Source organism: Sphingobium sp. BS19, assembly GCF_027925545.1.
Classification (GTDB): domain Bacteria; phylum Pseudomonadota; class Alphaproteobacteria; order Sphingomonadales; family Sphingomonadaceae; genus Sphingobium.
This window is the reverse complement of sequence record NZ_BSEF01000008.1, coordinates 238,946-262,347: the sequence shown is the minus strand read 5'-3', so window position 1 is coordinate 262,347 and position 23,402 is coordinate 238,946. Positions and strand designations below refer to the sequence as shown.

Genomic DNA, 23,402 nt, shown 5'->3' with positions numbered 1-23,402 from the left:
CTTAGCCCTCCGCAGGCCGGAACGCTGGCAGCGTGATCTCCGCCGTGACCCGGTTGAACCCGATCTCTACGGGCATGCCCGCGCGCACATCCTCAGGCGCGCAATCGACCAGATTGCCGGTCATCCGGCAGCCCTCCTCAAGGTCGATCAGCGCGACGACATAGGGCACAAGATCGGCATAGATGTCGCGCGGCACCGGATGGCGCACAACGATCCAACTGAACACCGTCCCCTTGCCGCTCGCTTGCGTCCATTCGGGTCGTTCCAGCGAGCCGGGGCAGAAAGTGACGGCCGGGAACAGATATTCGCCGCTCGACGCGCAACGCTGGAGCATCAGCTTGCCCTCGCGCATCCCGTCCCAGAAAGGCGTGCTTTCCGAATCGGGGACCGGCAGGGGCTTTGCATAAGGTTTGCTGGCCATTTTTCAGTTCCTCAGGATCATGGCGCTGCCGCAGGTCATGGCGCCCGCCGTGGTGAGGGCGATCTCCGCACCCTCGATCTGGCGCGCACCCGACTGGCCGCGCAATTGCTCGACCGCTTCGATCACATGGTTGAAGCCGTGGATGTAGGCCTCGGACAAGAGGCCGCCGTGGGTGTTGACCGGCAGCGCGCCAGCGCGCGCGATCCGGCCATCCATCACGAACGGACCGCCCTCGCCATCCTTGCAGAAGCCGAGCCCCTCCAGCGCCATCAACACGCTGTAGGTGAAGCAGTCATAGATTTCGGCGACGTCGACATCCTCGGGCTTTATGCCCGCGCTGCCCCACAAGTCGTCGGCCAGATATTTGAAGCAATTGTGGGAATGGCTGGGCCAGCGGATCGCATCGAACAGGTCGTCGCCCTGGCTGGGGCCGCCGCCATAGGCGCCGCCCATTATGTAGACCGGCTTCTGCTTGAGGTCGCGGGCATGTTCGGCGGCGGTGATGACGACCGCACAAGCGCCGTCGCTTTCCAGGCAGATGTCGTACATGCGGAAGGGATCGACGATGAAGCGCGAGTTGTAATAGTCGTCCTTCGTCATCGGCGTACGCTGCATCGCGCGCGGATTGATCACGGCATTGTCGCGGAAGGTGGTCGCGATTTCCGCCCAATGCTCTTCAGTCGTGCCGAAGTCGATCATGTGGCGGCGTGCCCACATCGCCATCGCTTGCGGATAGGTGATCCAGCCCAGCGGCGCTGTATATTGGGTGACGCCATAAGCCGACATGTCGCGCCCGCCGCCCAGGCGAAATCCCGAGCGACCGTTCATGGCGCGGAAGCAGACGACGTTCTTCGCCAGCCCCGCCTCGATCGCCGCAGTCGCCGCCAGAGTGATCAGGTTCGCGCCATTGCCGCCCGCCGCATAGTCGACCGCATAGCCGGCATTTGCTATGCCCATCTCCGTCGCAACGCCCATCGCCGGGGCGCTGTCGTTGAAGTTGAAACTGACGATGCCGTCGATATCGGCAACGGTGAGGCCTGCATCCTCAATCGCCTTCAGGCAAGCCTCGGTCGCGAGGCTGCGGACGGTCCGGCCGGAGAATTTGCTGTAGTCGGTCGTTCCGATTCCAGCGATCGCATATTTGTCGCGTAGCTTGAACATGGCTGTCAGTCTTTCCTGGGCGCACCAGAGTGCGGCGTGCGGTTTTCCTGGCCGAAGCGCGGAGCGCGCTTCTCCTTGAAGGCCAGCAGGCCTTCGGTGGCGTCAGCTTCAGTGGTGGCGTAGCGGTGCACGAACGCGATCTCTTGCCGCAGTCCTTCTTCATAGGGCGTGTCGAGCGTCATGTTGGCGAGCCGCTTTGCCCCGGCAAGGCCAACCGCGCTCTTGGCCGCCATGGCTGTGATCCAGTCCTTCGCCGCTTTGACTAGCTCTGCATCGGGCACGACCTTCGTCACCAAGCCCCACTGCTCCGCCGCCTTTGCATCCAGCAGTTCGCCCGTCAGCATCAGATGCTTGGCGCGCAGCAGGCCAATCGCGCGCGGCAGACGTTGCGACCCGCCCGCGCCCGGAAGCTGTCCGAAATTGAGATGCCCGTCGCCGATCTTCGCACTTTCCGAGGCGATTCCCATGTCGCAGGCAAGCAGCAGTTCGATGCCGCCTGCGACGCAGACGCCGTTGACTGCTGCGATCCAGATCGCCCGCGCCCGTTCGATGCTTGTCAGCATCACGTAGAAATCGTCGAGAAATGCCTGAAATTCAGCGGGCTTCTGATAAAGCCGGATATAGCCATCGAGATCGCCACCGGCCGAGAAACTGCGCCCCTCGCCCGTCAGCAGCACGAAATTGATCGCTGGCCTCGCCTCGATCTCGGCGACCGCCGCCTTCAACTCCTTGACAGTCGACCAGTCGAGCGGATTGAGCTTGTCCGGGCGCGCCAGGGTAAGATACGCGGTGCGGTCTTCATAGACGAGCGTAATGTTGTTGTACGTCATGCCGGCACAGCCCAGCGCCGCTTGGCGTCCGCAGTGAGTTCGCCCTTGGCGACCTTGCCCCCCGAAGACCGGGGCAGATCGTCCATCAACACGAGATATTCGGGAAACCATTCGCGCGATACGCCACGATCGTGGAGATGCGCGATGATAGCTTCCAGCGTCAGCGCATGATTGGCACGCGGCGATACATAGATGCACACCCGTTCACCGAAGACTGGATCGGGGGCCGGTACGGCAGCGACCAGCGCGACGCCGGGGTGAGTCGCGACTTCGGCCTCGATAGCGGGCGCAGAGAGATTCTTGCCGCCGCGGATGATAAATTCCGATGTACGGCCGACGACACGCAGATAGTCCTCGTCATCGATTTCAATGATATCGCCCATCAACATCCATCCGTCTGGCGTGAATAATTTTCCGTTCGCTGCGTCATCGTCCCAATAGCCAAGGCAGGTCGCCGGACCACGGCAGGCGGGCTGCCCCCGCCCAACGACTTCCGCGCCGGTCGCCGGATCGAACAGGCGCACGTCCATCTCGGGAATGATTTTTCCCGCCGTCGTCAGCCGCCGGTCGCGGCTGTCGCTGGCTGTCGTGCGGCTGAGCGCGCCGGTCTCGTTGGATCCATAGAATTGCAGGACCACGGCGCCGGTCACTTCCTCGAACTCGGCGGCGCGGCGATAGGGCACCGCTTCGCCGCCGGTGAACATCGAGCGCAGGGACGACAGGTCGCGCGGCCGTTCGGCCTGTTCATTGAGCAGCATGATGAACTGGGTGCTGACGCAGCACAGCACCGTGACCTGCTCGCGTTCGATCATGTCGAGCGCGACGCCCGCATCGAACTTCGGCAGAACCACCGTCGGGCAACCGAGAAGGCGCGCTCGACAACAACCGGGTCGGCAGCGTTTTCTACACTGATGTCACCGCCCGGCTCAAGGTGGCTTCGGGAAGTCGACGTTTCGAGCTCATCGCAACGGTTAACAACCTGTTCAATCGCGAACCGCCAGTCGCGCCAAGCGCGCCTTTCGGCATTTATTATTCGACCAACAAGGCGCTTTATGACGTGATTGGCAGGTATGTCTCTGTCGGCGTCCGTGTCCGGCTTTAATCAGGTGGCAGAGCGCTTTTCGTCGCGCAGCAAGAAATCGAGGGCTGTTGATGCGAATAATGCTGTCAACCGCATGGGACGACGCATCTGCCTAACTGACGCATGTCGGATACCCGGCCCCGCCAGGACAGCTTGTCTTCGTCGAGCGATTCTGCCTCGGTGAGATTCTAGGCCGAAGATAGTTTGGACGCTTTGGTGCCACTGACGTGACCCCCAGCTTTCCCACAGCTGGGATTGGAGCCGAACCGCGTTGTTGCGCATGAGCGCGGGTGAAGTAATGGGCTGCATATCACCCTCGGGATTCCGAAGCTGCCTTTCCGGAGTGTTGTCTAATTGATATTCTCATTTTCATTCCTTTTCCCGGTGCCAATGGTTGTCTTCGAGGTCATCGGACGGCGTTTGGTAGCGGTCAGTCCGAGCCTTCATGATCGCGGCCGGGCGAGATAGGGTGGGTGTCTCTGTGTCCAACTCGAGGTTTTCGCCTCTACAGTCCGGGCGAGATCACCCTGGCATGGCTGACCGGAAAGAGGATCACTGGTGTCATTGCCAGCGAAACTCTGTCTCGTTCAACCAAAGCGAATGCAGCAGCACGGCTAGTTTACGGGCAACCGCAATCCTAGCGCGTTTGTTGCCTTTAGATTCTGCGATCCTCTGACCCCATTGCTGGAGTGCAAAGGGTCGCTGCACCCGACACAGCATGATGTTCGCGGCTTCGTAGAGCGATCTCCGTAACATAGCATCCCCCGCTTTGGAGATATTCCCGCGGACATCGCGTTCGCCGGACTGGCTACGTCGCGGGACCAGGCCAGCGTATGCGCCCACGTCTTCGCTTCGAGCAAAACGATGCGGATCCTCAACGCTGGCGGTGAATGTCAGAGCAGTGATGGGACCGACGCCAGGAACGCTCATCAGCCGACTGCACACCGGATCCTCTTCCGCACGGCTTTCCAGCAGGCGATTGGAAGCGCGCAGTTGCTCTTCAATCACCTCCATGGATGCCACCAGTGGGGCAAACAGCGGCTCGAGATCTGGCCGCTGCTGGTACAGGGCGATGAGGCGTTCACGGCGCTTACCCGGTGTTCGGGCAGCACCCAGACGCAAACCAAACAGCTTCAAGAGCCCACGCAACTGGTTGCCCATCGCCACGCGCGTGGTAATCAGCTGCGCACGAATGCGGAGAGCGGCCCGGTCGATGTGCGTGGCTGACGCCTTCATGTGAACACGCTTGAACCAACCGGTCCTCGCGAGCTGGGCGTGTCCTTCGGCGTCATGCACATCACTCTTGTTTACCCGTGCGGCAAGAACGCCCTTGGCGTGACGGGCGCAGATGCAGTCGATGGGCACCGCACGCTCGACAAGGCCGTGATAGAGGAAGGTGGAAAGCGGTCCGGTCTCCAGCACCACACGAGCCAAATCAGCACAATGCTTGACGAGCCACTTCGCTAAAACCTCTGGATCACTGGCCACCACATCGCGGCGTAATACCGTGCCATCACCATCAACCACGCAAATATGCGTGGACTTGTCGCTCACATCTAATCCTGCATACATTGTCATCGGTCACCCTCCTGCATTGAAGCGCCATGGCGACTTCGTAGCATCCAGGAGGGTGGCTAAATCAATTACGCGGTGTCCAACATCCCGGACGTTGAAAAAACAGCGACCGCACATTGCCCTATGTCCGCTTCCGGGGAATGGAAAAGCGACCGAGAAAGACATAAAATGGGTAGTATGCCCCGGCAGCTTCGAGATTGCAGATATTCTCGGATGGTCGCCCAATGAAGTAGGTCGCAGTCGAAAGGTCTGTGTTGACCAGAATGCAACAATCGTGGCAGTAGGCCGACGTATCGCAAGAGGCGTAAACCGGATTGTAAACCGGACTGACTTAGGCGATCGGAAATGACTGATTAAAGCCAGTTCGCGGGTGTAGCTCAATGGCAGAGCAGAAGCTTCCCAAGCTTACGACGAGGGTTCGATTCCCTTCACCCGCTCCATTTTCCTGTTCGTCGATGTTCGCCAACGTCTAGACAAACCCAGAAAATCCAAGGTATTAAGAGCATAGTGGACCGCCAGCGTCCCTGCGTGTCTGCCTCCAGTTGCTAGTCGCTGGGGGTATGATTGGGGGGTATATGCAAAACGGCTTACTCGATACCCCCACGTCTGGGGGTATATTGGGGGTATACCCTTAGAGAGGCTCGGAAATTCATGGCTTTGACTGATGTAGCAATTCGTAACGCCAAGCCCGGCACGAAAGCGGTCAAGTTGTCGGACGGCGGCGGGTTGTTCCTGCTTATCACTCCAGCCGGTGGAAAACTCTGGAGGCTCAAATATCGTGTTGATGGGCGCGAGAAGTTACTGGCCATGGGATCATATCCCGAGATTGGGCTTGGCGAAGCCCGAAGGCGCAGGGAAGAGGCGCGTGAACTGATAGCGCTAGGAAAAGACCCTTCTCGCGAGAAGCAGCGCGAGAAGGTGCGCGCCCGCATACAGGCAGCGGACACCTTTACGGCAATTTGTAACGAGTATTGCCAAAAGCGCAGGCGCGACGGCGCTAAGGGTTGGGCGCCTGCCACCGCCGTTCGTAGTGAATATCTGCTTTCGTTAGTCTGTGGGTCAATCGGCAAACTGCCAATTGCCGAGATTGAACCCGCCGACGTGCTGACTGCCATCCGTCGCATTGAAGGCAAAGGAAAACTTGAAAGCGCACGGCGCAGCCTTCAATTGGCTAGCGCGGTGTTCCGTTATGCCGTGGCGACAGCAAGGTTGGCATCGGACCCAACCCGCGATCTGCGGGGCGCGCTGACTGCGCCTACGGTCACCCACTACGGGGCTATCACCGAAGCGACGAAGGTAGGCCAGTTGCTCCGCGCTATCGATGATTATGAAGGCAGCGGCATAACCAAGTTGGCTTTGCAGATTGCCCCCCATGTGTTCGTCCGACCCGGCGAGTTGCGTCATGCCGATTGGAGCGAATTCGATTTCGACAGCGCGCTATGGATCATTCCTGCGGGAAAGATGAAGATGCGCAAGGCGCACCACGTCCCTCTATCGCAGCAATCAATAGACTTATTCCGGGAAGTTAAAGCCGTCACCGGGCCAGCCGGGTTCGTGTTCCCTTCGATCCGTACCCGAACCCGTCCGATGAGCGAAAACACCGTCAATGCTGGCTTAAGACGGCTAGGCTATGCCAGCGATGAAATGACCGCGCATGGTTTCCGCGCTATGGCGTCAACGTTGCTGAATGAAAGCGGCAAATGGCATCCAGACGCTATCGAACGCGCGCTTGCCCACGGCGATACCGACAAGGTTCGCGCGGCTTATCATCGGGGCGCGCATTGGAAGGAGCGCGTTGAAATGGCGCAATGGTGGTCGGACTATCTCGATCAGTTGCGCAAGGGGGCAGACATTGTGCCTTTCCCCGAACGTGAGGCAGGTTGAACCGCTTGGCGATCGGGGAGAGTGTCGTTAAGCCCTTCGGAAAGAACGAGTTGGGGCCACGACGCAGATGAACATCGACGGGTATCTATCTGAAATCCGATCCCTCTATGCCAGCGGCCAGACCACGGAACATAGTTTTCGGCCTGCATTAGCCAAGTTGTTTGGCTCTATCGATTCCGCGCTTACCGTGATTAACGAACCGAAGCATATCACCGATGTTGGCGCGCCCGACTTTGTGTTTCAACGCGGTGACGTGGCAATCGGCTGGTGCGAGGCAAAGGACATCGGCAAGGATATTCGTAAATTCGCGGCCAACGATTACAGCAAAGGGCAAAAGGATCGCTACAGAAAGGGTTTGCCCAACCTGATCTATACCAACGGACTGGACTTCGAGTTCATCCGAGATGGTGACATGGTGGATTTCATCACGATTGCAGACCTGATCCCGACCCTGCCCTCGCGACCAGACAATTTTTCTCTGCTGGACAACCGGCTGCGCGACTTCGCCCATGTCACGCCTCTTAGCATAACATCGTCCAAGCGGCTGGCTGAAATGATGGCGGGCAAGGCGGCTATCATCAAGGACATCATGGGCCGGGCACTAGTGGCGGATTTCAAAACCCGAAATCATAGCACCGGTGCAACCGACCTGATCGGCCAATACGAGGCGTTCAAAAGTAGCCTGATCCACGATATCACGGTCGAAGAGTTTGCGGACATTTACGCGGAAACCATTGCCTATGGGCTGTTCGCCGCCCGGCTGCATGATGTAACGCCGGATAACTTCAGCCGCGCCGAGGCGCTGGACCTGCTGCCCAAGACCAACCCGTTTTTGCGCGAACTGTTTATCTACATTGCTGGTCCTAATCTGGACGAACGACTACGCCGAGTGATTGACGAACTTTGCGACGTATTCTGCGCCACCAACATGGACAAAGTGCTGCGCAATTTCGGCAAGATCACCGCTCGACAAGACCCATTTCTGCATTTCTACGAGGACTTCCTAACCGAATATAACCCGGCAAAGCGGAAAGCGCGGGGTGTATGGTATACGCCCGAACCCGTGGTAAACTTCATTGTGCGCGCAGTAGACGATGTGGTGAAAAGAGAATTTGGTCTGTCCGATGGCTTGGCCGACACCTCAAAGATCACAATCGATTGGGATACGGGCCAGAACGACCTGAAGACTGGCAAGCCTGCATATATCAAGAAGGAAGTTCACCGCGTCCAGATACTTGACCCGGCCACCGGCACCGGCACTTTTCTGGCTGAGGTGGTGAAACTGGTGTCCGAAAGGATCAGAGGCGTAGCCCCCGGTCAACTGTCAGCCTACATAGAACGCGATCTGATCCCGCGCCTGCATGGCTTCGAACTACTGATGGCCAGTTATGCCATGTGTCATATGAAACTCGACATGATCCTAACGCGGCTGGGCTACAAACCATCAGCCAACCCTCCGCGCCTTGGCGTTTACCTCACCAACTCACTGGAAGGTGGAGAGCGAGTGCTGCAAACCCTTGATTTTGGTATTCAGCGCGCCATCGCTGAGGAGTCCAAACAAGCCAACAACATTAAGCGCCAGACCCCTATCATGTGCGTAATTGGCAACCCTCCTTATTCTGGCATCAGCCAAAACAACGGCGAATGGATCACCAGTAAGATAGAGGATTACAAATACGTCGATGGCGTTCACTTCGGCGAGCGAAAGCACTGGTTGCAGGACGATTATGTAAAGTTTCTTCGCCTTGCGGAACACATGATTGAGCAAACCGGGGAGGGTGTTTTAGGTTTTATCACCAACCATGGCTACCTCGACAACCCGACATTCCGCGGGATGCGCTGGCACCTGATGAACACCTTTGACAGCATCCACGTGTTAGATCTTCACGGAAATTCCAATAAAAAAGAAATCAGTCCTGACGGTTCACCAGACAAGAATGTGTTCGACATCATGCAGGGCGTGGCGATCATCATTGCGGTGAAAAAGCGGCGCGTTGGTAAAGGACCTAAGGCTCTTGCAAAAGTATCTCACGGCGAACTTTGGGGAACGCGCGACAATAAATATAGTCAACTTTGGGATGGAACTTCGGCCAGTCTTGCTTCAGCACCGTTGCCCAACAAAGCGCCCCAATATCCTTTCGTAAATCGCGATTATGATTTGGAAGCCGATTACGCCAAAGGCTTTTCAGTCGCGGATCTAATGCCTACTAATGTTGCTGGCATAGTAACTGCGCGCGATGGGTTGGTCATCGCTTTTGATGCGGAAGAACTGAATGACCGCATAACTACGTTTGCAGATACTGCCACCTCCGATGCGGAAATTCGGGAACGATTCTTTGGGGGTAAGAAGCCTGGCAAATATTTGCCAGGCGATTCAAGAGGCTGGAAGTTGCCGTCCGCTCGCAAAGCGCTTCAATCAGCAGAATGGTGCAACGACATCCATTCGATTGCATATCGCCCATTTGACACCCGCGTGATTTTGTCACGGCCAGATATGGTTGATTGGGGGCGAGTCGAGTTCATGCGGAATTTCCAATCGGGGCCGAACTTAGCCGCGTCATTCACTCGCACCATTGAGGGGGGCCGCAGTTTCGCTGACTTTTTAGTTCACGACCTACCAATAACTCATCATACGCTGAGCATTAAGGAAGTGAATTATTTAGCCCCTCTCTATATTTACCCGGATGTGGATACTCTAGACCAAAGCATTCGCATCAATTTCGATCCTACTATATATGCTGAAATTCTAAGGGCGGCAGGCCTCCCTAGGGGGCTTCTTGGGCCCGATGGCGGCGCTGATTTCCGAATCGCGACCGGCGATGCACGCCCGAATGAGGTGAAGGTTTTCGACTATTTTTATGGCGTTCTGCATTGCCCTGCATATCGCGCCACCTATGCCGAATTTTTGAAAATTGACTTCCCCCGCATACCGTTCCCTGCAAGCCCAGATAACTTTCGCGCCGTGAGTGAAAAGGGCGAGGCGCTCCGCCGCCTGCACTTGATAGAAGATGCCGCCATCGGCTCAACGCCCTATCCCTTCCATGGCGACGGAGACAGCGTCGTGGAGAAGCCCCGCCATGAGCACGACCAAGTCTGGATCAATTCCACTCAGTATTTTGACGGTGTACCTGCCATCGCTTGGGACTTGTACATCGGCGGCTATCAGCCTGCGCAAAAGTGGTTGAAGGATCGTAGGGGCCGCGCCTTATCCTATGATGACATTCGCCACTATCAACGCATCGTCAAAATCCTGTCCGAAACCGACCGCATTATGCGCACAATCGAATTGCCGCTGGATTGAGCGACAGCACCATGGATGGATACGCCCGCGTGCTTTACGCCTGAATGCCACGCGGCGGATCACGGCATGGGGCGGGCCGACCGGCTACACTCTCACTGAGGCAGCGATTGCAGATTGGCGCGGCCTGCGAGCGCGACTGGCTCCAAAGCCATTATGGTAGCGACATTCGGGCTTATCGCACGCGCGAAGGCATAATCCAGTGGCATGTCCTTAAAATTGAATGGCAGTATGGCATTGAAGTTTCACCGAGAGCCGTCGCATCATGGTGGACCATGTTCAGGAAATCTCAGAAACCTCAAGCCTTTTGAATAATGTCGGATGTTTTTGTCAATCCGCGAACATACGTTCATATGTCTCACCGCTTCTCGACGGCATGGTGCCTTCGAATTGCGGAGACATCACATGGACCAGTATCTTGCATCTATTCTTGAAGCGCAGCGTGCGCTCGGAATTGGCCGCTCAACCGCTTATCGCCTCATGGATGAAGGACGATTGGAAAAGGTCAAAATCGGTCGTCGCACACTAATCAAGGTTGCGTCGATCAAAGCACTCGCAGGTGAAAAGCCATACGCTGGCAATGGCGGTACTGAATAAACGGCGGGCGCGACATTCATGTCTACCCGTCGGATCAATCCCCGCCTGATCAAACTACATCGATCCTACAGTGTCGAAGAGGCAGCCCTTGTTTTAGGGACGCACAAAAACTCAATCCGTAATTGGATCAAAAACGGTTTACCAACAGTGGACCGATCCCGCCCAGTGCTGATGCTAGGCCATGAACTCCGCGACTACCTTGAACGAAAGCGCAAGGAGGCGAAACGGCCCTGCCCACCGGGAATGCTCTATTGTCTCAAGTGCCGCCAGCCGCGCGCGCCCGCCATGGGGATGATTGAAGCCACTCGCCAGAATGCCGACACAGGCAACCTCAGCGCCATTTGCGAAACCTGCGGCTCGATGATGCACCGGCGCACCCGTTTGGACGCCATCGCTACAATTATGCCCAATCTGGATGTCCAAATCAGGGAGGCAAGCCCACGCATATGTGAGTGCGCATCACCTTCCCTAAATTGTGACAATCAAAAGGACTAAAAGCCAATGGCAAAGCACAGTGGCGCGAACGCCCGGATCAAGCGCGAATATTTTACCTATCTCAAGGAAGCACAGCGCCGCGACGAAACATCGATNCAGCCAGGTTACAAATCCCGGCTGTCCTATGCTGATGCCGACTATTTCAACCTGTCTGAAAAGGATGTCCGGATCGCCAAGGCAGTGCGGCACAAGGTGTTTCCTTCACTGGATCAGGTCCACCACGTCATCGCATCCATGCCGACCTGCACCGCCATTATGTGAGTGCGCATCACCTTCCCTAAATTGTGACAATCAAAAGGACTAAAAGCCAATGGCAAAGCACAGTGGCGCGAACGCCCGGATCAAGCGCGAATATTTTACCTATCTCAAGGAAGCACAGCGCCGCGACGAAACATCGATAGATGCCGTTGCAAAGGCACTGGCGCGCTTCGAAGAGGCGAACGGGCACAAGGATTTCAAAACTTTCCACCGTGCGCAGGCGGTGGCATTTAAGCATAAATTGGACAAGCAACCCGCGATCCGCACCGGCAAGCCATTGAGCCGAGCCACGGTTAATTCGACCCTGTCCGCCCTTCGCGGTTTCTTTATTTGGCTAGCAGGCCAGCCAGGTTACAAATCCCGGCTGTCCTATGCTGATGCCGACTATTTCAACCTGTCTGAAAAGGATGTCCGGATCGCCAAGGCAGTGCGGCACAAGGTGTTTCCTTCACTGGATCAGGTCCACCACGTCATCGCATCCATGCCGACCTGCACCGCCATTGAAATGCGCAACCGGGCGTTGGTCGCTTTTGCCCTACTGACAGGCGCGCGCGATGGGGCGCTGGCTTCATTTCGACTGAAGCACGTCGATCTTTTGCAGGGCCGCGTAGATCAAGATGCGCGCGATGTGCGCACCAAGGCAAGCAAGACATTCTCGACATGGTTCTTTCCAGTTGGCGGCGAAGCGCTTCAAATTGTTCAGGACTGGTGTGCTTATTTGCGTACCACATTGCTTTGGGGTGATGATGACCCGCTGTTTCCGCCGACACAGATAGGCTTAGGGGAAAATGGCGGATTTGTGCCAGTGGGCCTGCGCCGCGGTGAATGCTGGCAGGGGGCCGGGCCAATCCGCGACATATTCCGTAAAGCATTTGAGGCGGCTGGCCTGCCTTATTTCAATCCGCATTCATTCCGCGACACGCTAGTGCATCACGGCGAGAAGGTTTGCCCGACCATTGAGGCTTTCAAAGCGTGGTCGCAGAATCTGGGCCACGAACGGGTGATGACGACACTCACGAGTTATGGCACGGTCGCACCGCACCGACAGGCAGAACTGATCCGGGGTATGGGCTTGGATTCAACGGATCAACTTGCACCGGCGGTAGATGCCGCATTCGTAGCCAAGGTGGTGGCCGCGATGCAAAATTTGCCGGTTTCGCGCGACTGATAAATTCGTGTCGAAGCAGAATTAATCGCCCTACCCAAAGCATCTGGGGGTATGATTGGGGGTATGTAGTAAAATGCTGTCCGCAGATAATCAGGAAAACAAGGGTTTTTGGCCCATTTCGCGGTTCCCTTCACCGCTCCAATTCTCGATCTCAGAACATCCCCGATAGCTTTACAACCCGCGGAAATCTGCGGTATTTTAATGGTCATCCAGCTCGAGAAATCTCGCTTCATGCCATGGAAGCCCAGGCAGAAGTGGGGCCTTTTCTAAAAAAAGCGTGCCGGAAAATGCACGAGGCCCCCAAGGGTGGGGGCCTCGCCATGAAAGGCCTGAACTATGTCATTGAGTGATATAGCAATTCGTCGAGCTAAGACGCGTGGTAAGCCCTACAAACTCTATGATGAGCTGGGACTCTTTCTGGTGATCTCCCCATCTGGTTCCCGCGAATGAAGTTTCGTCGCAGCGGCGCGGAAAAGAAACTGAGCTTTGGCTCGTACCCGCAGGTAACCTTGCGGGACGCCCGCAAAATGCGCGATGAAGCCCGCGACCTGCTCGCGGAGGGCAAGGACTTTTGCATCAGTACTGGTCGGTGCGAGCATGTGCAGATGCTCCAACGTCAGCTTTAATCCTTCGTTTATGCTTGAGGGGCGAGCAATGCTCAAACGGACCGAGCTAGGCATTTCCTCAATCGGGTCGATCAAAACGCGGCTGTAAAGCGGATGATCGGGCGAGACTGGCACCGGCGTGTCGGGAGAATAGCGGAGTCCGAACCCGACCGCCACGAGCGGGATCTCATTCGACACATTGGAATGAGCGAAAATACCGAGCATAATAGCGAGTAAAGCTGTCATGCAATCCGCCATATTGCCAAATCGCAAACCGTCCGTTGAACAACATAATTAAAGGCGCGAAACGTCCCCTTCTAGCTCCGATCTCAAAGGCTCGAGCGTCGATTTCTGGTCGAACGCAGAATTTGAGGCTCGCGCCCGCCACTTGATCATCCGCCCCAACGCTCTGATTGGCCCATCAGCCTGACGTCAGAGCCAGTTTGAAGCGCGCGCCCTGGTTGGAGTGCGCCAAACCCAGAGTGCCACCATGCGCTTCCGCGAGGGATCGGGCAATGGACAGGCCCATACCTGTTCCGCCCTTATGGCGCTTGCTTGTGAAAAACGGTTCAAAGATCCTTGCGCGGTCCGCCTCGGAGATGCCATCGCCGTCATCCTCGAATGCTATCGTCATCTGCCCGTCCATATACCGGATGTAGATCAGTACCTTCGTCGCGCCAGCTTGTTTGCTGTTCTCGACCAGAGTGGCGGCAATCCTTTCAAGACTTATGTGGTCGATCAGGGCGCCTGAGCGGGGGCTCGCGGCCTGCACCTGTACAACGAAGGAGGGCGATCGATAGCTATCCGCGATCTTGGCCAACACAGGCATCACATCAATACGCTCGGTGCCATTCGGCAGCTGCATATCTGCCTTGGCAAGCTCCATCATGCGGCGCACGAGCCGGGAAAGCCGATCGGCATCGACCGCCATGTTCCCCAGAAATTTCTGCCTGTCGGCGTCGGACATCGTGTCGGCATGATCCTCCAGCAATTCGATAGCACCACTTATGCTCGCCAGCGGCGTCTTGAACTCGTGACTGAGTGCCGCTGCGAAGTCGCGGAGATAGCGGGAGCGTTGCGCAATGGCTTCGGCCATTTTTTCAAAGTCGTCATAGAGTGCACGGACTTCGACGACTTGCAGCGACGGTCGCTGCAGCGTGATGGCACGTCCGGTCGCCATCGTGTGTGTAGCCCGGCTGAGATTTTCAATCGGGCGAACAATGGCGCGCGCAAGGATCGCCGAAATAAGCACGAGTGTGCCGAAGATGACGATGACGCCCAGTGCGATCTTGCCACGATCCTCATACATGCCCTTGAACAACGCACGCGGAGACCGTGAGACCAGCACCGCGCCCACTACCTGTCCATTTACACGGATCGGGCGGGCATGATGGAGACGCAGACTTGACGCTCGGCTTAGCCATTCGAGCGGATAGGTTTGCCGATAGCTGGCATTATCGCGAAAAACCGTTGTAGCCTTTCCACGAAGAGCTGCCGCGACTTCGGGGGCATGGATGAGACTGCCTCCCATTCCATAGCCGTTGAGGATAATGGCGTTGCGGTCGAGCAGCTGGATCGATGCCAGCGTGACAGCTTTGGTTTGGGTGATAACGGGCTTGAGCCTTTGAAGAACCCCTGCGGCACCTTGGTCGATCGGCATTCTGGCACGGACTGGCGCTGGGCGCTCCGGCAGGACCGTAGCACTCTGGAGATCGACTTCTGTGACCGGCTCCTCAAACCGAACATTACTCGGAGTCGGCTGTTCGATTGCACCGGGCCAGATGATCGAAGCGCTAGCGGCAAGCGCAGTGCTTTGCGCGATAAGCTCCGCCTCCGTTCGCCTGACCAACGCGTTCTCGTACACGCGCAGGAAGACCGCACCTAAGCCGGGGAGCGCCGCCACGAATAGTAGCGTTCCGAAGATGATGCTGCGAAACCGAAGCACCGGCCAGTGGCGCGCTACCAGCTGCTTGAAGGCAGCAATCATGCAGGTGGTTCCGCGCAACTCCCAAGGCGATAGCCGACCCCCGCACGCGTCTCAACGATGTCGGGACAGCCGACCTCCGCAAACTTGCGGCGCAGGTTACGGACGTGGCTGTCGATCGTGCGGTCGGTTATGGCAAAGCCGGGGCCGTGCAGGCGGTCTATGATCATGTCGCGCGAGAAGATGCGGGCCGGCATCGACACCAAGGTGCGCAGGATCGTGAACTCCGTAACTGTCAGCACTACGGGACTCGTTCCCCATGTCGCCGCCCACGCGTCCGCGTCAAGCATAAGAGCGCCGTGCAGAAGCCTGCCATTAGTCTCTGCGGCTGGCGGCCGACCCGCCGTGCGGCGCAGGATTGCCATGGATCGCGCGACTACTTCTCTGGGCGAGAAGGGCTTGACGACATAGTCGTCGGCACCAAGCTCTATGCCCAGAACACGATCGATCTCGTCATCGCGTGACGAGAGAAAGAGAATGGGTATCTCGCCCTGGGTGCGCAGGCGCCGACACACTTCCAGTCCATCCATCTTGGGCATGTTGATGTCGAGTATCACAAGGTCAGGCTGATGTTGCTCTACGGCGGCGAGAGCCTCTTCGCCATCGCTTGCTTCCTTCGTATCAAGGCCCGCCTTGCTGAAAGCAAATACTAGAAGCTGACGGATGTGGGGATCGTCATCGACAATGAGGATCGTGCGCGGCATGGAACACATGATCATTGTTCATCCTTCCGTGTCAACGGGTCAGGCCTTGCAAATGGCTGAAGCGCGGGGTTTGCTGGCACTGCTTTCGCAGAGACATCCGACTGTGGCTGTTCCCTTGAGCCGTCGCAGTTGCGCAGGAAGGAATCGGGACGGACCGGCTTTGTGCCCTTGAGCATTGCGTCGGCTGCTTGGAGCCGCCGCTCGTTGCGCCACGTCCATCCGCCCTGTCGGACATCATTGACCATGCCATTGTAAATGCCCGTTCGGATTGCCTGGACGCGATCCCTGAAGGATGGATCGCTAGTCTGACTTTCGAGGGCAATCAGTGGCAGCAGCGCAGACGGCCCGAGGCGATTAAGGTAGCAAAGATCAACGCTCGGGCCAGAACCGGTTATTTCGCGCGCATGGCGAACATTCCATCGTGCAGCGATCTCACCGGCGTCGATGAAGCAGAACAAGGTCAGTACCGCTGCTGCAGCGCCCACGTTGGTATTGATAAGCCAGGACGAGCTTTTTCCCCGAAGCATGCGCCAGCAGATGAGCACCAAGCCCGCCGCGACGAGAGCCATCCAAGCGAGAGCCTGAATCCGCAGCGTCGTGAGCATGCTCGCTTCGATATACTCCAGGGTGCGCTGGACGCTGGATGTGACCAGCATGATGTTCTGAACGATCCAGAGTACCACGAGCCACCTGATCATTGGCACGGCGGCTGTCGATGAGCCGGGACGCAATGTGATCAGGACAAACAGTCCGGCTAGAAGGGCTGTGACGATCAGGGGATAGGCACCGCGATGCACATATTCCGTCATCGACATCCCCGTTGGCAGCAGCAAGGCGCGTGACAGATAGGCGACATCAAGAGCATTCTCGACCGCGAACATGGCGTTGAAGAGGAGCAGGGACAGCATCACCGATGCGACCGACACCCCCGGCAGGTCCAAATCCCCCCTGCCGTCGAAGGTGGGAATCAGTCGTTTGGCGACGCGCGGTCGAAGGACGCTCCATCCCAAAACAAAGAACATCAGCCATAAGATCATCCGCCAGGGCGTGATCGCTGACAAGTCCGGCCATTCGATCATTGCCAGAACTCGCGCAATGATCGGATTGGCGGTTGCGAACAAAGTGAGAATTATCGCGCCGCCAAGAAGCGGCAGCCCAATTACTCGCAAAATTGCCCGAAGGCTAAAGCACCTGCGGCGGACTCTTCGCGCTGCCCGTCGAACTTTGGAGAAGTCCATGAACGGCGCAACGGGTGAACGCAGCGCATGCAATAGCAGGCGCTGGAACCACAACCAGCCATCGTCGTACTGCATCGTCATTCCAAAAAGCGCAGCCAGGCTGATCGCAATCCAGAACATCGTCCATGACAATATGCCTGGATCGACAATCAACGCGCAGCCGAAAATCCCGGCAGAGATAGCAGCAAGGCGACCTTCCCACCGCCGCAATATGTTCGGGCGCCCCACCATCAGGCAAAGCAGGAGAGCGAAGGCGAAAAGCCCGAGATGCCCTCCAAAGAGTGCATTGTGATAGAAAAGATAGTCACCCAGAAAAGCGATGGCTAAGCTGAGGTAGAGCTTCCACCTGTATGTGGCAAAAAACGGCAAGCGATGCATGATGACCTCCCTCATGGAGGACTATCCATCGCAGCAGCCGATGCAGAACCGAGGTGCCAGCGCTTGCGATTGCGGCGTGTTTTCCGTGCAGAAGCTGTGCAGACCATCCCTCGCAGGCGAGGAAATTGGCGGAAATTCGGCATTTCTCCCAAAAGGTCTTTCGATGCATCGGCAATCGGCGCAGAAAACATGGGTGTAGCCGCCTTGGCATTCTCAACGGTGCAAGTAGACTGTGCCGGTCGCCGAGTTCTCAGGAGAGCATAATGCGTTTGCCAATCTCTAAACGATTTTCTCTGATCAGCGTGCTGGCTGTCTGCGTTCCGCTGGCGGCGTGCTCCGGCCCTTCTGGCAGCGGCGCGGAGGAAACCGTCAGCGTCACGAAACGGGAACTCAATGTGGGCGGCATCGTCAAAATGCGAACGGAAACGCGAACGACTGAAATCGGAGCGGCACCATTGCCTCAACCGCAGCGCCCCCATTTAGGCAACCTTACTGCGGGCGACTATGATGATGTTTTGAACCCAGAATTTTACGCGCAATATGCAGGCGCAGTGATCCAGCAGACGCGTGCAGAATTACCATTTGTGGATACCCGCACACGGGTCGCGGTGAAGGTTGTCGATGGAGTGGGGCGACCGGTGCCGCAGGCGCGTATCGAAGTTGCCCGACAAGGCGGGGCGCTGCTGTTGATTTCCGGTGCAGATGGTATCGCCTCATTTTACCCCCGCTTTGATCATATCGCTAGTGGAGCGCAGATATCCGTTGCGTCGCAGGCGGGTTCGATCGGCCGAAAGCTGCAACTGAGTGGACGCGGCGAACAGACTGTCACGCTAAAGGTCTCCGGCTTGGCACGCCCCGTTAGCGCTCTCGACCTCGTCCTCGTTCTGGATGCCACGGGTAGCATGAGTGACGAGATGAATTATCTTCAGTCGGAACTGGGCTCGATTATCGCTCGAGTGAGGAGTGATGCTGGCAATGTCGATCTGCGCATCGGTCTGATCGTCTACCGGGACGACGGGGACGTATATGTGACTCGGTCCTTTCCTCTATCTGGCGATATCGGAGCAATGCGGGAGGCACTGGGGCAGCAGGATGCCGATGGCGGCGGAGACACGCCCGAAGCTGTAGACCGCGCCATGATAGCCGCAGAAAAAATGCAGTGGCGCAGCGGTGCGACAAAGACACTTCTGCTTGTCGCCGATGCGCCCCCGCATGAGGAAGCGCTCAAATCTACCCTTGATGCCACGGAGCGCTTGCGGGCACAGGGTGTGCGGATTGTTCCGGTCGCAGCGAGCGGTGTAGAAGACAGCGCCCAATATGTAATGCGGACAATGGCCGTCCTGACGCAGGGCAGATACATATTCCTGACTGACGATAGCGGCATCGGCAATGCGCATGCGGAGCCTACCGTGGCGTGCTATGTGGTAACCCGTCTCGACCAGCTAATCGCCCGCGTTTTGGCCAGTATCGTGTCGGGACGTCGGGTGGAACCGGATCAGGGTGAAATCATCCGAACGGTCGGGAGCTACAATGCGGGACGGTGCAGCAAGACTAAAGTCGCAATGCGGTGAAGTCGCATCCATCGCGGGGCAAGCCTTTGGTCACCGCACGCACTGGAGCTTCGCTATCACGGTATCCAGAGGCGTAGACCCAGTCCAAAACGGTGCCGATCCTCTGTCGCACCCTGCGTGCCGTTTCCGGCTTGGACAACCAGATCTCCGAGAGGACATTACGGATCATGGGCCCGGTGACGTCATGGACCTGCAAGTCACTGATCTCGGGGAATACATAGCTATCGAGCGTCTGGAGCCATTGTTTCGCGTGCTTCTCGTTTCGCCAGTTTTTGCCGTGAGATGCGATCACCTTCGCGGCTGCCTGCCTGAAGGGCGGGATACCTTGCAGTTTGCGGCGCTCGAACAGGGGATCGAGACCCATCTCGACCCAAGTCCGAATTTCTCGAGCCCGCTCCCGGGCTAACGCGAGCGCTACCTTTGTGGCGCTGCCGAGGCCGAAGTCACGGCGGCTGCCGTTTTTCTGAACGTGGCAGACCCAGCTTTTTGCGCCGCTGGCTTGAATGACCAGGAAAAAGCCATCGCCATCGCCATGTCGTCCTGGCCGCGTGGCCGCCTTTACCGAGGTCGCAGAGAGCTTTCCCATCGCTCCTAATCTCCCACATTGCCAATCAGTCACCGGTGGACGAGCGGGGATGGGAGCGGACGCGAATCAGACTCAAAGCCGCAGAAAAGCTGGCCTTTTGTGAATCGCGGTGGATGCAGGAAAACAGAGTATTGGCGGAGAGGCAGGGATTCGAACCCTGGGTACCCTCGCGGGCACGCCGCATTTCGAGTGCGGTGCATTCGACCACTCTGCCACCTCTCCGCGAGGTTTCCGGAGGGACCAGCCGATGCTGTTCCCTTGCCCCGGAACGGGTCGAGGGGCGGGCATTAGCGAATGAAAAGCGCTTTGCCAAGAGCAGGTTTTGCCATTTTTCTTGTGTGACCGAAAGGTGACCCTACATAGGCTATATGAAGAACACGACTCCCCTTGGCGCCCGGGCAGCGCGCAACGCACCCCCGATCATGCATGCCCGTTTCAGCATCGGCGATGTCGTCCAGCATCGTCTGTTCGGTTTTCGCGGCGTGATATTCGATGTGGATCCGGTGTTCGCCAACACGGAGGAATGGTATGATGCCATTCCTGAGGACATCCGCCCGGATCGCGATCAGCCATTTTATCATCTTCTCGCCGAAAATGGCGAGGCGAGCTATGTCGCGTATGTCAGCCAGCAGAATATCGTTATGGACGATAGCGAAGAGCCCATCGACCATCCGGCGATCTCAGGCATTTTCGGCGATTTCGTTGCTGGTAAATATAGCCTGCGCGCGGTGCACCGGCATTAAGGCTTAGCAGCGCGGCTCAGGCTTTAAGTTTCCAACCTGTCCGCAACAACCGATACGTCGCTGCGCCGAAAACGACGTTCAGCACGAGCAGAACGACGCTCCCGACCGCTATGTCCGTATCCGCCGCCGCCAGAAATCCATAGCGGAAGCCGGAGATGATATAGAAGAACGGGTTGGCATGACTGATGACCTGAAACGCCGGCAACAGGCGGTCGATCGAATAGAATGTTCCCGACAGCAAAGTCAGCGGTGCGATCAGGAAATTGGTGACTGCGGCGGCATGGTCGAACTTTTCCGCCCAGATCGATGTCATAACGCCCATGAAAGCCAACAGGCTTGCACCGAGCAACCCGAACCAGAGTATCGCCCAGAGATGCACCGGCGTGACATGGACGCCGGGCCATAGTGCCATGGCCAGCCACACCGCGAAACCCAGCATGCAGGCGCGCGTGACCGACGATGCCACCAGCGCGAACAGGAGCTCCCCCGTTGAAATAGGCGGCATCAAATAATCGATCAGCGTTCCCTGAATCTTGCCGACCAACAGGGAAAAGCTGCTGTTCGCGAAGGACGCATTCAGCATTCCCATCACGATCAGTCCCGGCGCGATGAAATCGGCAAACGGCACGCCCAGCACCATGCGATTCCCGCCGCCAAGTGCAACGGTGAAGATCACGAGATACAGCAATGTCGTGACCGACGGCGCCCATACCGTCTGCAACTGCACCTTCATGAAGCGGCGCACCTCTTTGAGATACAGCGCTTTCGTACCCGGCCAATTGACGTTGCGGATAACGGTTACACCCGGCTCGACACGGATTGATGACGTTATGAGGGGGGCATTGGCAACGGAGTCGCCATTTTGGGACTGGTTGTTCATCGCTGGATCGCCTATCGGGTGCGGCTTGACGCCGCAAGGCCTGTTTTGGTGAATTGAAGGAAGCGCTCGCGCTCCCCATATGTTGGCCAACACGATATTATAGCAAGGAGTGTCTATTGTCCTGGACCGACGAGCGCATCGACCAACTTAAAGCGATGTGGGAAAAAGGTATGACTGCAAGCCAGATCGCCGAGGAACTCGGCGGTGTGAGCCGTAATGCGGTCATCGGGAAAGCACATCGCCTTGGCCTGCAGTCGCGGCCTTCGCCCGTAAAGGCGAACGACGCTGCGCGCAAAAAGCCGGTCGTGAAGAAGCCTGAAGTGAAGCCTGCCGAAGCACCGGTTGCGGCCGCACCTGTGGCTCCTGCCCCGGCGCCCGTCATGACGGTCAAGCCCGTTGCAGCCGAACCGGTTGAAAGCATCGAGGACGACACGCCTGCACCGCCTCCGCCGCCCCGCATCGTGTCGGTCGGCCCCGGCGGGTTCTTGCGCCAAGGCCCCGGCGATCAGCAAGCACCGATCCCGCCTGCCCCGCCCCGCCGCCTTGTTCCAGCCAAGCCCAGCGCGGAGATCGCTGACAAGACATCCTTGCTGGATTTGACCGAGCGGATTTGCAAATGGCCAATGGGTCACCCGGGTGAACCGGATTTCCACTTCTGCGGTGAAAAGGTGAACCCAGGCTTCCCTTATTGCGTCGAGCATTGCGGTCGGGCTTATCAGGCACAGCTTCCCCGCGGCACGCGCCGTCCGCCTCCGCCCCTACCGTTCGGCGGGCCTCGCGTTCGCTAAAACCTCAAACTGCAAAAAAAGACCGCCCCAAACGAGGCGGTCTTTTTTTTTGGGATCGTGATGCCATGAGAAGGGGCACCGATTCCGGCGCCCCTTCTCTATGTCCGCTATACGATCAGAAGCGGAAGCTGGCGGTTGCCTGCACGCTATGATTTTCAAAACGATCGCTGGTGCGCTGAATGTCGGTGGAACCGGCAGTCTGCGTGGGGTTCACGAACGGATTGGTGAGCGAAGGCGGCGTGCCTTGACCCGCGTTCACGGTGTAGCCGCTGTCGTTAAAGCGGGTATATTTGTAGAGGACGCCAACCGAGAAGTTCCGCGAAACCTTCTGCTCGATGCCGCCGCCGGCCGTCCAACCCCAATCCTTGTCGGTACGGTTTTCTTCGGTGAAGCTGTTGAAGCCATTAGTGGTCGTAAAGCTGTTCTTGATCTTCCCATAGGCGAGACCGCCCGTGCCATAGAGCAAGGTGTTGGTCGGCAGGATGTAGCCTGCACGAAGGCGCGCTGCGCCGTCCCAGTCCAGCTTGCGCGTGAACACATAGTTCGCAGGCGTCGTGCTGTAACCCGACACGCTGTTGCTGAAGTTGCTCTTGCCACCTTCGACTACCGCGCCGACCAGGAAGTTCCCCATTTGCATGTCGTAACCGGCATGAACCTTCCACGCAGTACGCTTGTCCTTGTCGCTACCGCAGCTTACCGGCAGCGAGTTGCCCGCGACGCCGCGGCAAAAGCCCGGTGAGAATGCGTTGCCACCGGTGGCCGTACGCACGGTATCGCCATAGGTGCCGTCCAGATTGGTATCGAACGCCAGGGTCTCCTGCGTGTCGCGGTCGAAATTCGGCTGCCAGCCCAATCCCAGCGACCCACCGATATACGGGCCAGTCCAGTTCCGCGCAGCATCGTCCGACTGCGCAAAGGCAGGCGTGGCCGCAGCCATGGCAAGCGCGCCAAGGGAAATGGTCATCAAAGTCTTCATAAAACTGTCCTTTTTCAGCGTTCCTTTGGGGGTAGGAACGCGACAGATACGAATGGCATTGATGCTTGGTTTCATTAACCTACGATAAACGGGGCAGACTGTTGCATCGCAGCAACAGACCGCTGGAACCCAGTTGATCCCGCCCCTTGCTTACGCCAAGGCGCACGCCCTATAGATTTAG

At 57.6% G+C, this 23,402-nt stretch carries 20 protein-coding genes, 2 tRNA genes and 2 pseudogenes; 10 read left to right on the top strand and 14 right to left on the bottom strand.

From position 1 onward, the window contains the following. Position 1: 1 nt before the first annotated feature. The 6 genes and pseudogenes from QMG56_RS11475 to QMG56_RS11450 all read right to left on the bottom strand — a co-directional run bounded on the left by QMG56_RS11475 (position 2) and on the right by QMG56_RS11450 (position 5,071). Entirely contained in the window at positions 2-421 is a 420-nt protein-coding gene (locus QMG56_RS11475) for a Zn-ribbon domain-containing OB-fold protein (protein ID WP_230187698.1), read from the bottom strand. A gap of 3 nt (positions 422-424) precedes the next feature. Beyond that, the gene (locus tag QMG56_RS11470; protein ID WP_281822648.1) at positions 425-1,582 is read right to left on the bottom strand and encodes an acetyl-CoA acetyltransferase; all 1,158 of its coding nucleotides are present in this window, start codon (positions 1,580-1,582) and stop codon (positions 425-427) included. A gap of 5 nt (positions 1,583-1,587) precedes the next feature. Continuing rightward, positions 1,588-2,412 carry an enoyl-CoA hydratase/isomerase family protein gene (locus tag QMG56_RS11465; RefSeq protein ID WP_281822647.1) on the bottom strand — a complete coding sequence of 275 codons (825 nt, stop codon included), beginning with the start codon at positions 2,410-2,412 and terminating at the stop codon, positions 1,588-1,590. Continuing rightward, on the bottom strand, positions 2,409-2,795 hold the full coding sequence (locus QMG56_RS11460; RefSeq protein WP_375713686.1) for a hypothetical protein: 387 nt from the start codon (positions 2,793-2,795) through the stop codon (positions 2,409-2,411). Before QMG56_RS11460 ends, QMG56_RS11465 begins: the two co-directional genes overlap by 4 nt. A 63-nt stretch (positions 2,796-2,858) precedes the next feature. Further along, a pseudogene (locus QMG56_RS11455) lies at positions 2,859-3,269 on the bottom strand (AMP-binding protein); the annotation flags it as partial. Between the two features lie 785 nt (positions 3,270-4,054). Then, positions 4,055-5,071 (bottom strand): IS110 family transposase, encoded by a 1,017-nt coding sequence (locus QMG56_RS11450; protein ID WP_281822646.1) that lies wholly within the window; start codon positions 5,069-5,071, stop codon positions 4,055-4,057. Between the two features lie 363 nt (positions 5,072-5,434). Between QMG56_RS11450 and QMG56_RS11445 the strand changes: the two genes are divergently transcribed. The 5 genes and pseudogenes from QMG56_RS11445 to QMG56_RS23450 all read left to right on the top strand — a co-directional run. Then, positions 5,435-5,508, top strand: a tRNA-Gly gene (locus QMG56_RS11445). Positions 5,509-5,719: 211 nt separating this feature from the next. Next, positions 5,720-6,952, top strand: coding sequence for an integrase arm-type DNA-binding domain-containing protein (locus QMG56_RS11440; RefSeq protein WP_281822645.1), 1,233 nt, complete (start codon positions 5,720-5,722; stop codon positions 6,950-6,952). A gap of 67 nt (positions 6,953-7,019) precedes the next feature. Further along, positions 7,020-10,253 (top strand): type ISP restriction/modification enzyme, encoded by a 3,234-nt coding sequence (locus QMG56_RS11435; protein WP_281822644.1) that lies wholly within the window; start codon positions 7,020-7,022, stop codon positions 10,251-10,253. 402 nt (positions 10,254-10,655) lie between these two features. Next, positions 10,656-10,847 carry a helix-turn-helix domain-containing protein gene (locus tag QMG56_RS11430; protein ID WP_281822643.1) on the top strand — a complete coding sequence of 64 codons (192 nt, stop codon included), beginning with the start codon at positions 10,656-10,658 and terminating at the stop codon, positions 10,845-10,847. An 18-nt stretch (positions 10,848-10,865) separates the two neighbouring features. Next, a pseudogene (locus QMG56_RS23450) lies at positions 10,866-11,000 on the top strand (hypothetical protein); the annotation flags it as partial. 21 nt (positions 11,001-11,021) lie between these two features. On the opposite strand, the gene QMG56_RS11425 reads toward QMG56_RS23450, so the two are convergent. Continuing rightward, positions 11,022-11,270, bottom strand: a complete 249-nt coding sequence (locus QMG56_RS11425; protein ID WP_281822642.1) for a hypothetical protein — start codon at positions 11,268-11,270, stop codon at positions 11,022-11,024. A 382-nt stretch (positions 11,271-11,652) separates the two neighbouring features. On the opposite strand from QMG56_RS11425, the gene QMG56_RS11420 reads away from it, so the two are divergent. Together QMG56_RS11420 and QMG56_RS11415 are read left to right on the top strand one after the other, a co-directional pair. Continuing rightward, complete coding sequence (locus QMG56_RS11420; RefSeq protein WP_281822641.1) at positions 11,653-12,768, top strand: site-specific integrase; 1,116 nt, start codon at positions 11,653-11,655, stop codon at positions 12,766-12,768. Positions 12,769-13,214: 446 nt separating this feature from the next. Then, on the top strand, positions 13,215-13,394 hold the full coding sequence (locus tag QMG56_RS11415; RefSeq protein ID WP_281822640.1) for an Arm DNA-binding domain-containing protein: 180 nt from the start codon (positions 13,215-13,217) through the stop codon (positions 13,392-13,394). Between the two features lie 400 nt (positions 13,395-13,794). Here QMG56_RS11415 and QMG56_RS11410 read toward each other — a convergent pair whose 3' ends face one another. The 3 genes from QMG56_RS11410 to QMG56_RS11400 are packed head-to-tail and all read right to left on the bottom strand — an operon-like array spanning position 13,795 to position 17,692. Then, complete coding sequence (locus QMG56_RS11410; protein ID WP_281822639.1) at positions 13,795-15,360, bottom strand: HAMP domain-containing sensor histidine kinase; 1,566 nt, start codon at positions 15,358-15,360, stop codon at positions 13,795-13,797. Next, positions 15,357-16,076, bottom strand: coding sequence for a response regulator transcription factor (locus QMG56_RS11405; protein WP_281822638.1), 720 nt, complete (start codon positions 16,074-16,076; stop codon positions 15,357-15,359). Before QMG56_RS11405 ends, QMG56_RS11410 begins: the two co-directional genes overlap by 4 nt. Continuing rightward, positions 16,073-17,692, bottom strand: a complete 1,620-nt coding sequence (locus tag QMG56_RS11400) for a DUF4153 domain-containing protein (RefSeq protein ID WP_281822637.1) — start codon at positions 17,690-17,692, stop codon at positions 16,073-16,075. The genes QMG56_RS11405 and QMG56_RS11400 overlap by 4 nt, the downstream gene beginning before the upstream one ends. Positions 17,693-17,940: 248 nt before the next feature. On the opposite strand from QMG56_RS11400, the gene QMG56_RS11395 reads away from it, so the two are divergent. Continuing rightward, positions 17,941-19,248, top strand: coding sequence for a VWA domain-containing protein (locus QMG56_RS11395; protein ID WP_281822636.1), 1,308 nt, complete (start codon positions 17,941-17,943; stop codon positions 19,246-19,248). Here QMG56_RS11395 and QMG56_RS11390 read toward each other — a convergent pair. Further along, entirely contained in the window at positions 19,229-19,834 is a 606-nt protein-coding gene (locus QMG56_RS11390; protein WP_281822635.1) for an integrase arm-type DNA-binding domain-containing protein, read from the bottom strand. The two genes, QMG56_RS11395 and QMG56_RS11390, sit on opposite strands and share 20 nt — an antisense overlap. Positions 19,835-19,966: 132 nt before the next feature. Beyond that, positions 19,967-20,056: transfer RNA gene (locus tag QMG56_RS11385), tRNA-Ser, on the bottom strand. 146 nt (positions 20,057-20,202) lie between these two features. On the opposite strand from QMG56_RS11385, the gene hspQ reads away from it, so the two are divergent. Continuing rightward, positions 20,203-20,577: a heat shock protein HspQ gene (gene hspQ, locus QMG56_RS11380; protein WP_281822634.1), complete on the top strand. Its 375-nt coding sequence runs from the start codon at positions 20,203-20,205 to the stop codon at positions 20,575-20,577. A 16-nt stretch (positions 20,578-20,593) separates the two neighbouring features. Here the strand turns inward: hspQ and QMG56_RS11375 are convergent, their stop codons facing one another. Next, complete coding sequence (locus QMG56_RS11375) at positions 20,594-21,457, bottom strand: ABC transporter permease (RefSeq protein ID WP_281822633.1); 864 nt, start codon at positions 21,455-21,457, stop codon at positions 20,594-20,596. Between the two features lie 116 nt (positions 21,458-21,573). Between QMG56_RS11375 and QMG56_RS11370 the strand changes: the two genes are divergently transcribed. Further along, entirely contained in the window at positions 21,574-22,245 is a 672-nt protein-coding gene (locus tag QMG56_RS11370; RefSeq protein WP_281822632.1) for a GcrA family cell cycle regulator, read from the top strand. A gap of 115 nt (positions 22,246-22,360) precedes the next feature. Here the strand turns inward: QMG56_RS11370 and QMG56_RS11365 are convergent, their stop codons facing one another. After that, a complete protein-coding gene (locus QMG56_RS11365) occupies positions 22,361-23,221 on the bottom strand; it encodes an outer membrane protein (RefSeq protein ID WP_230187493.1) in 861 nt (286 codons plus the stop codon). Positions 23,222-23,402: the final 181 nt, after the last annotated feature.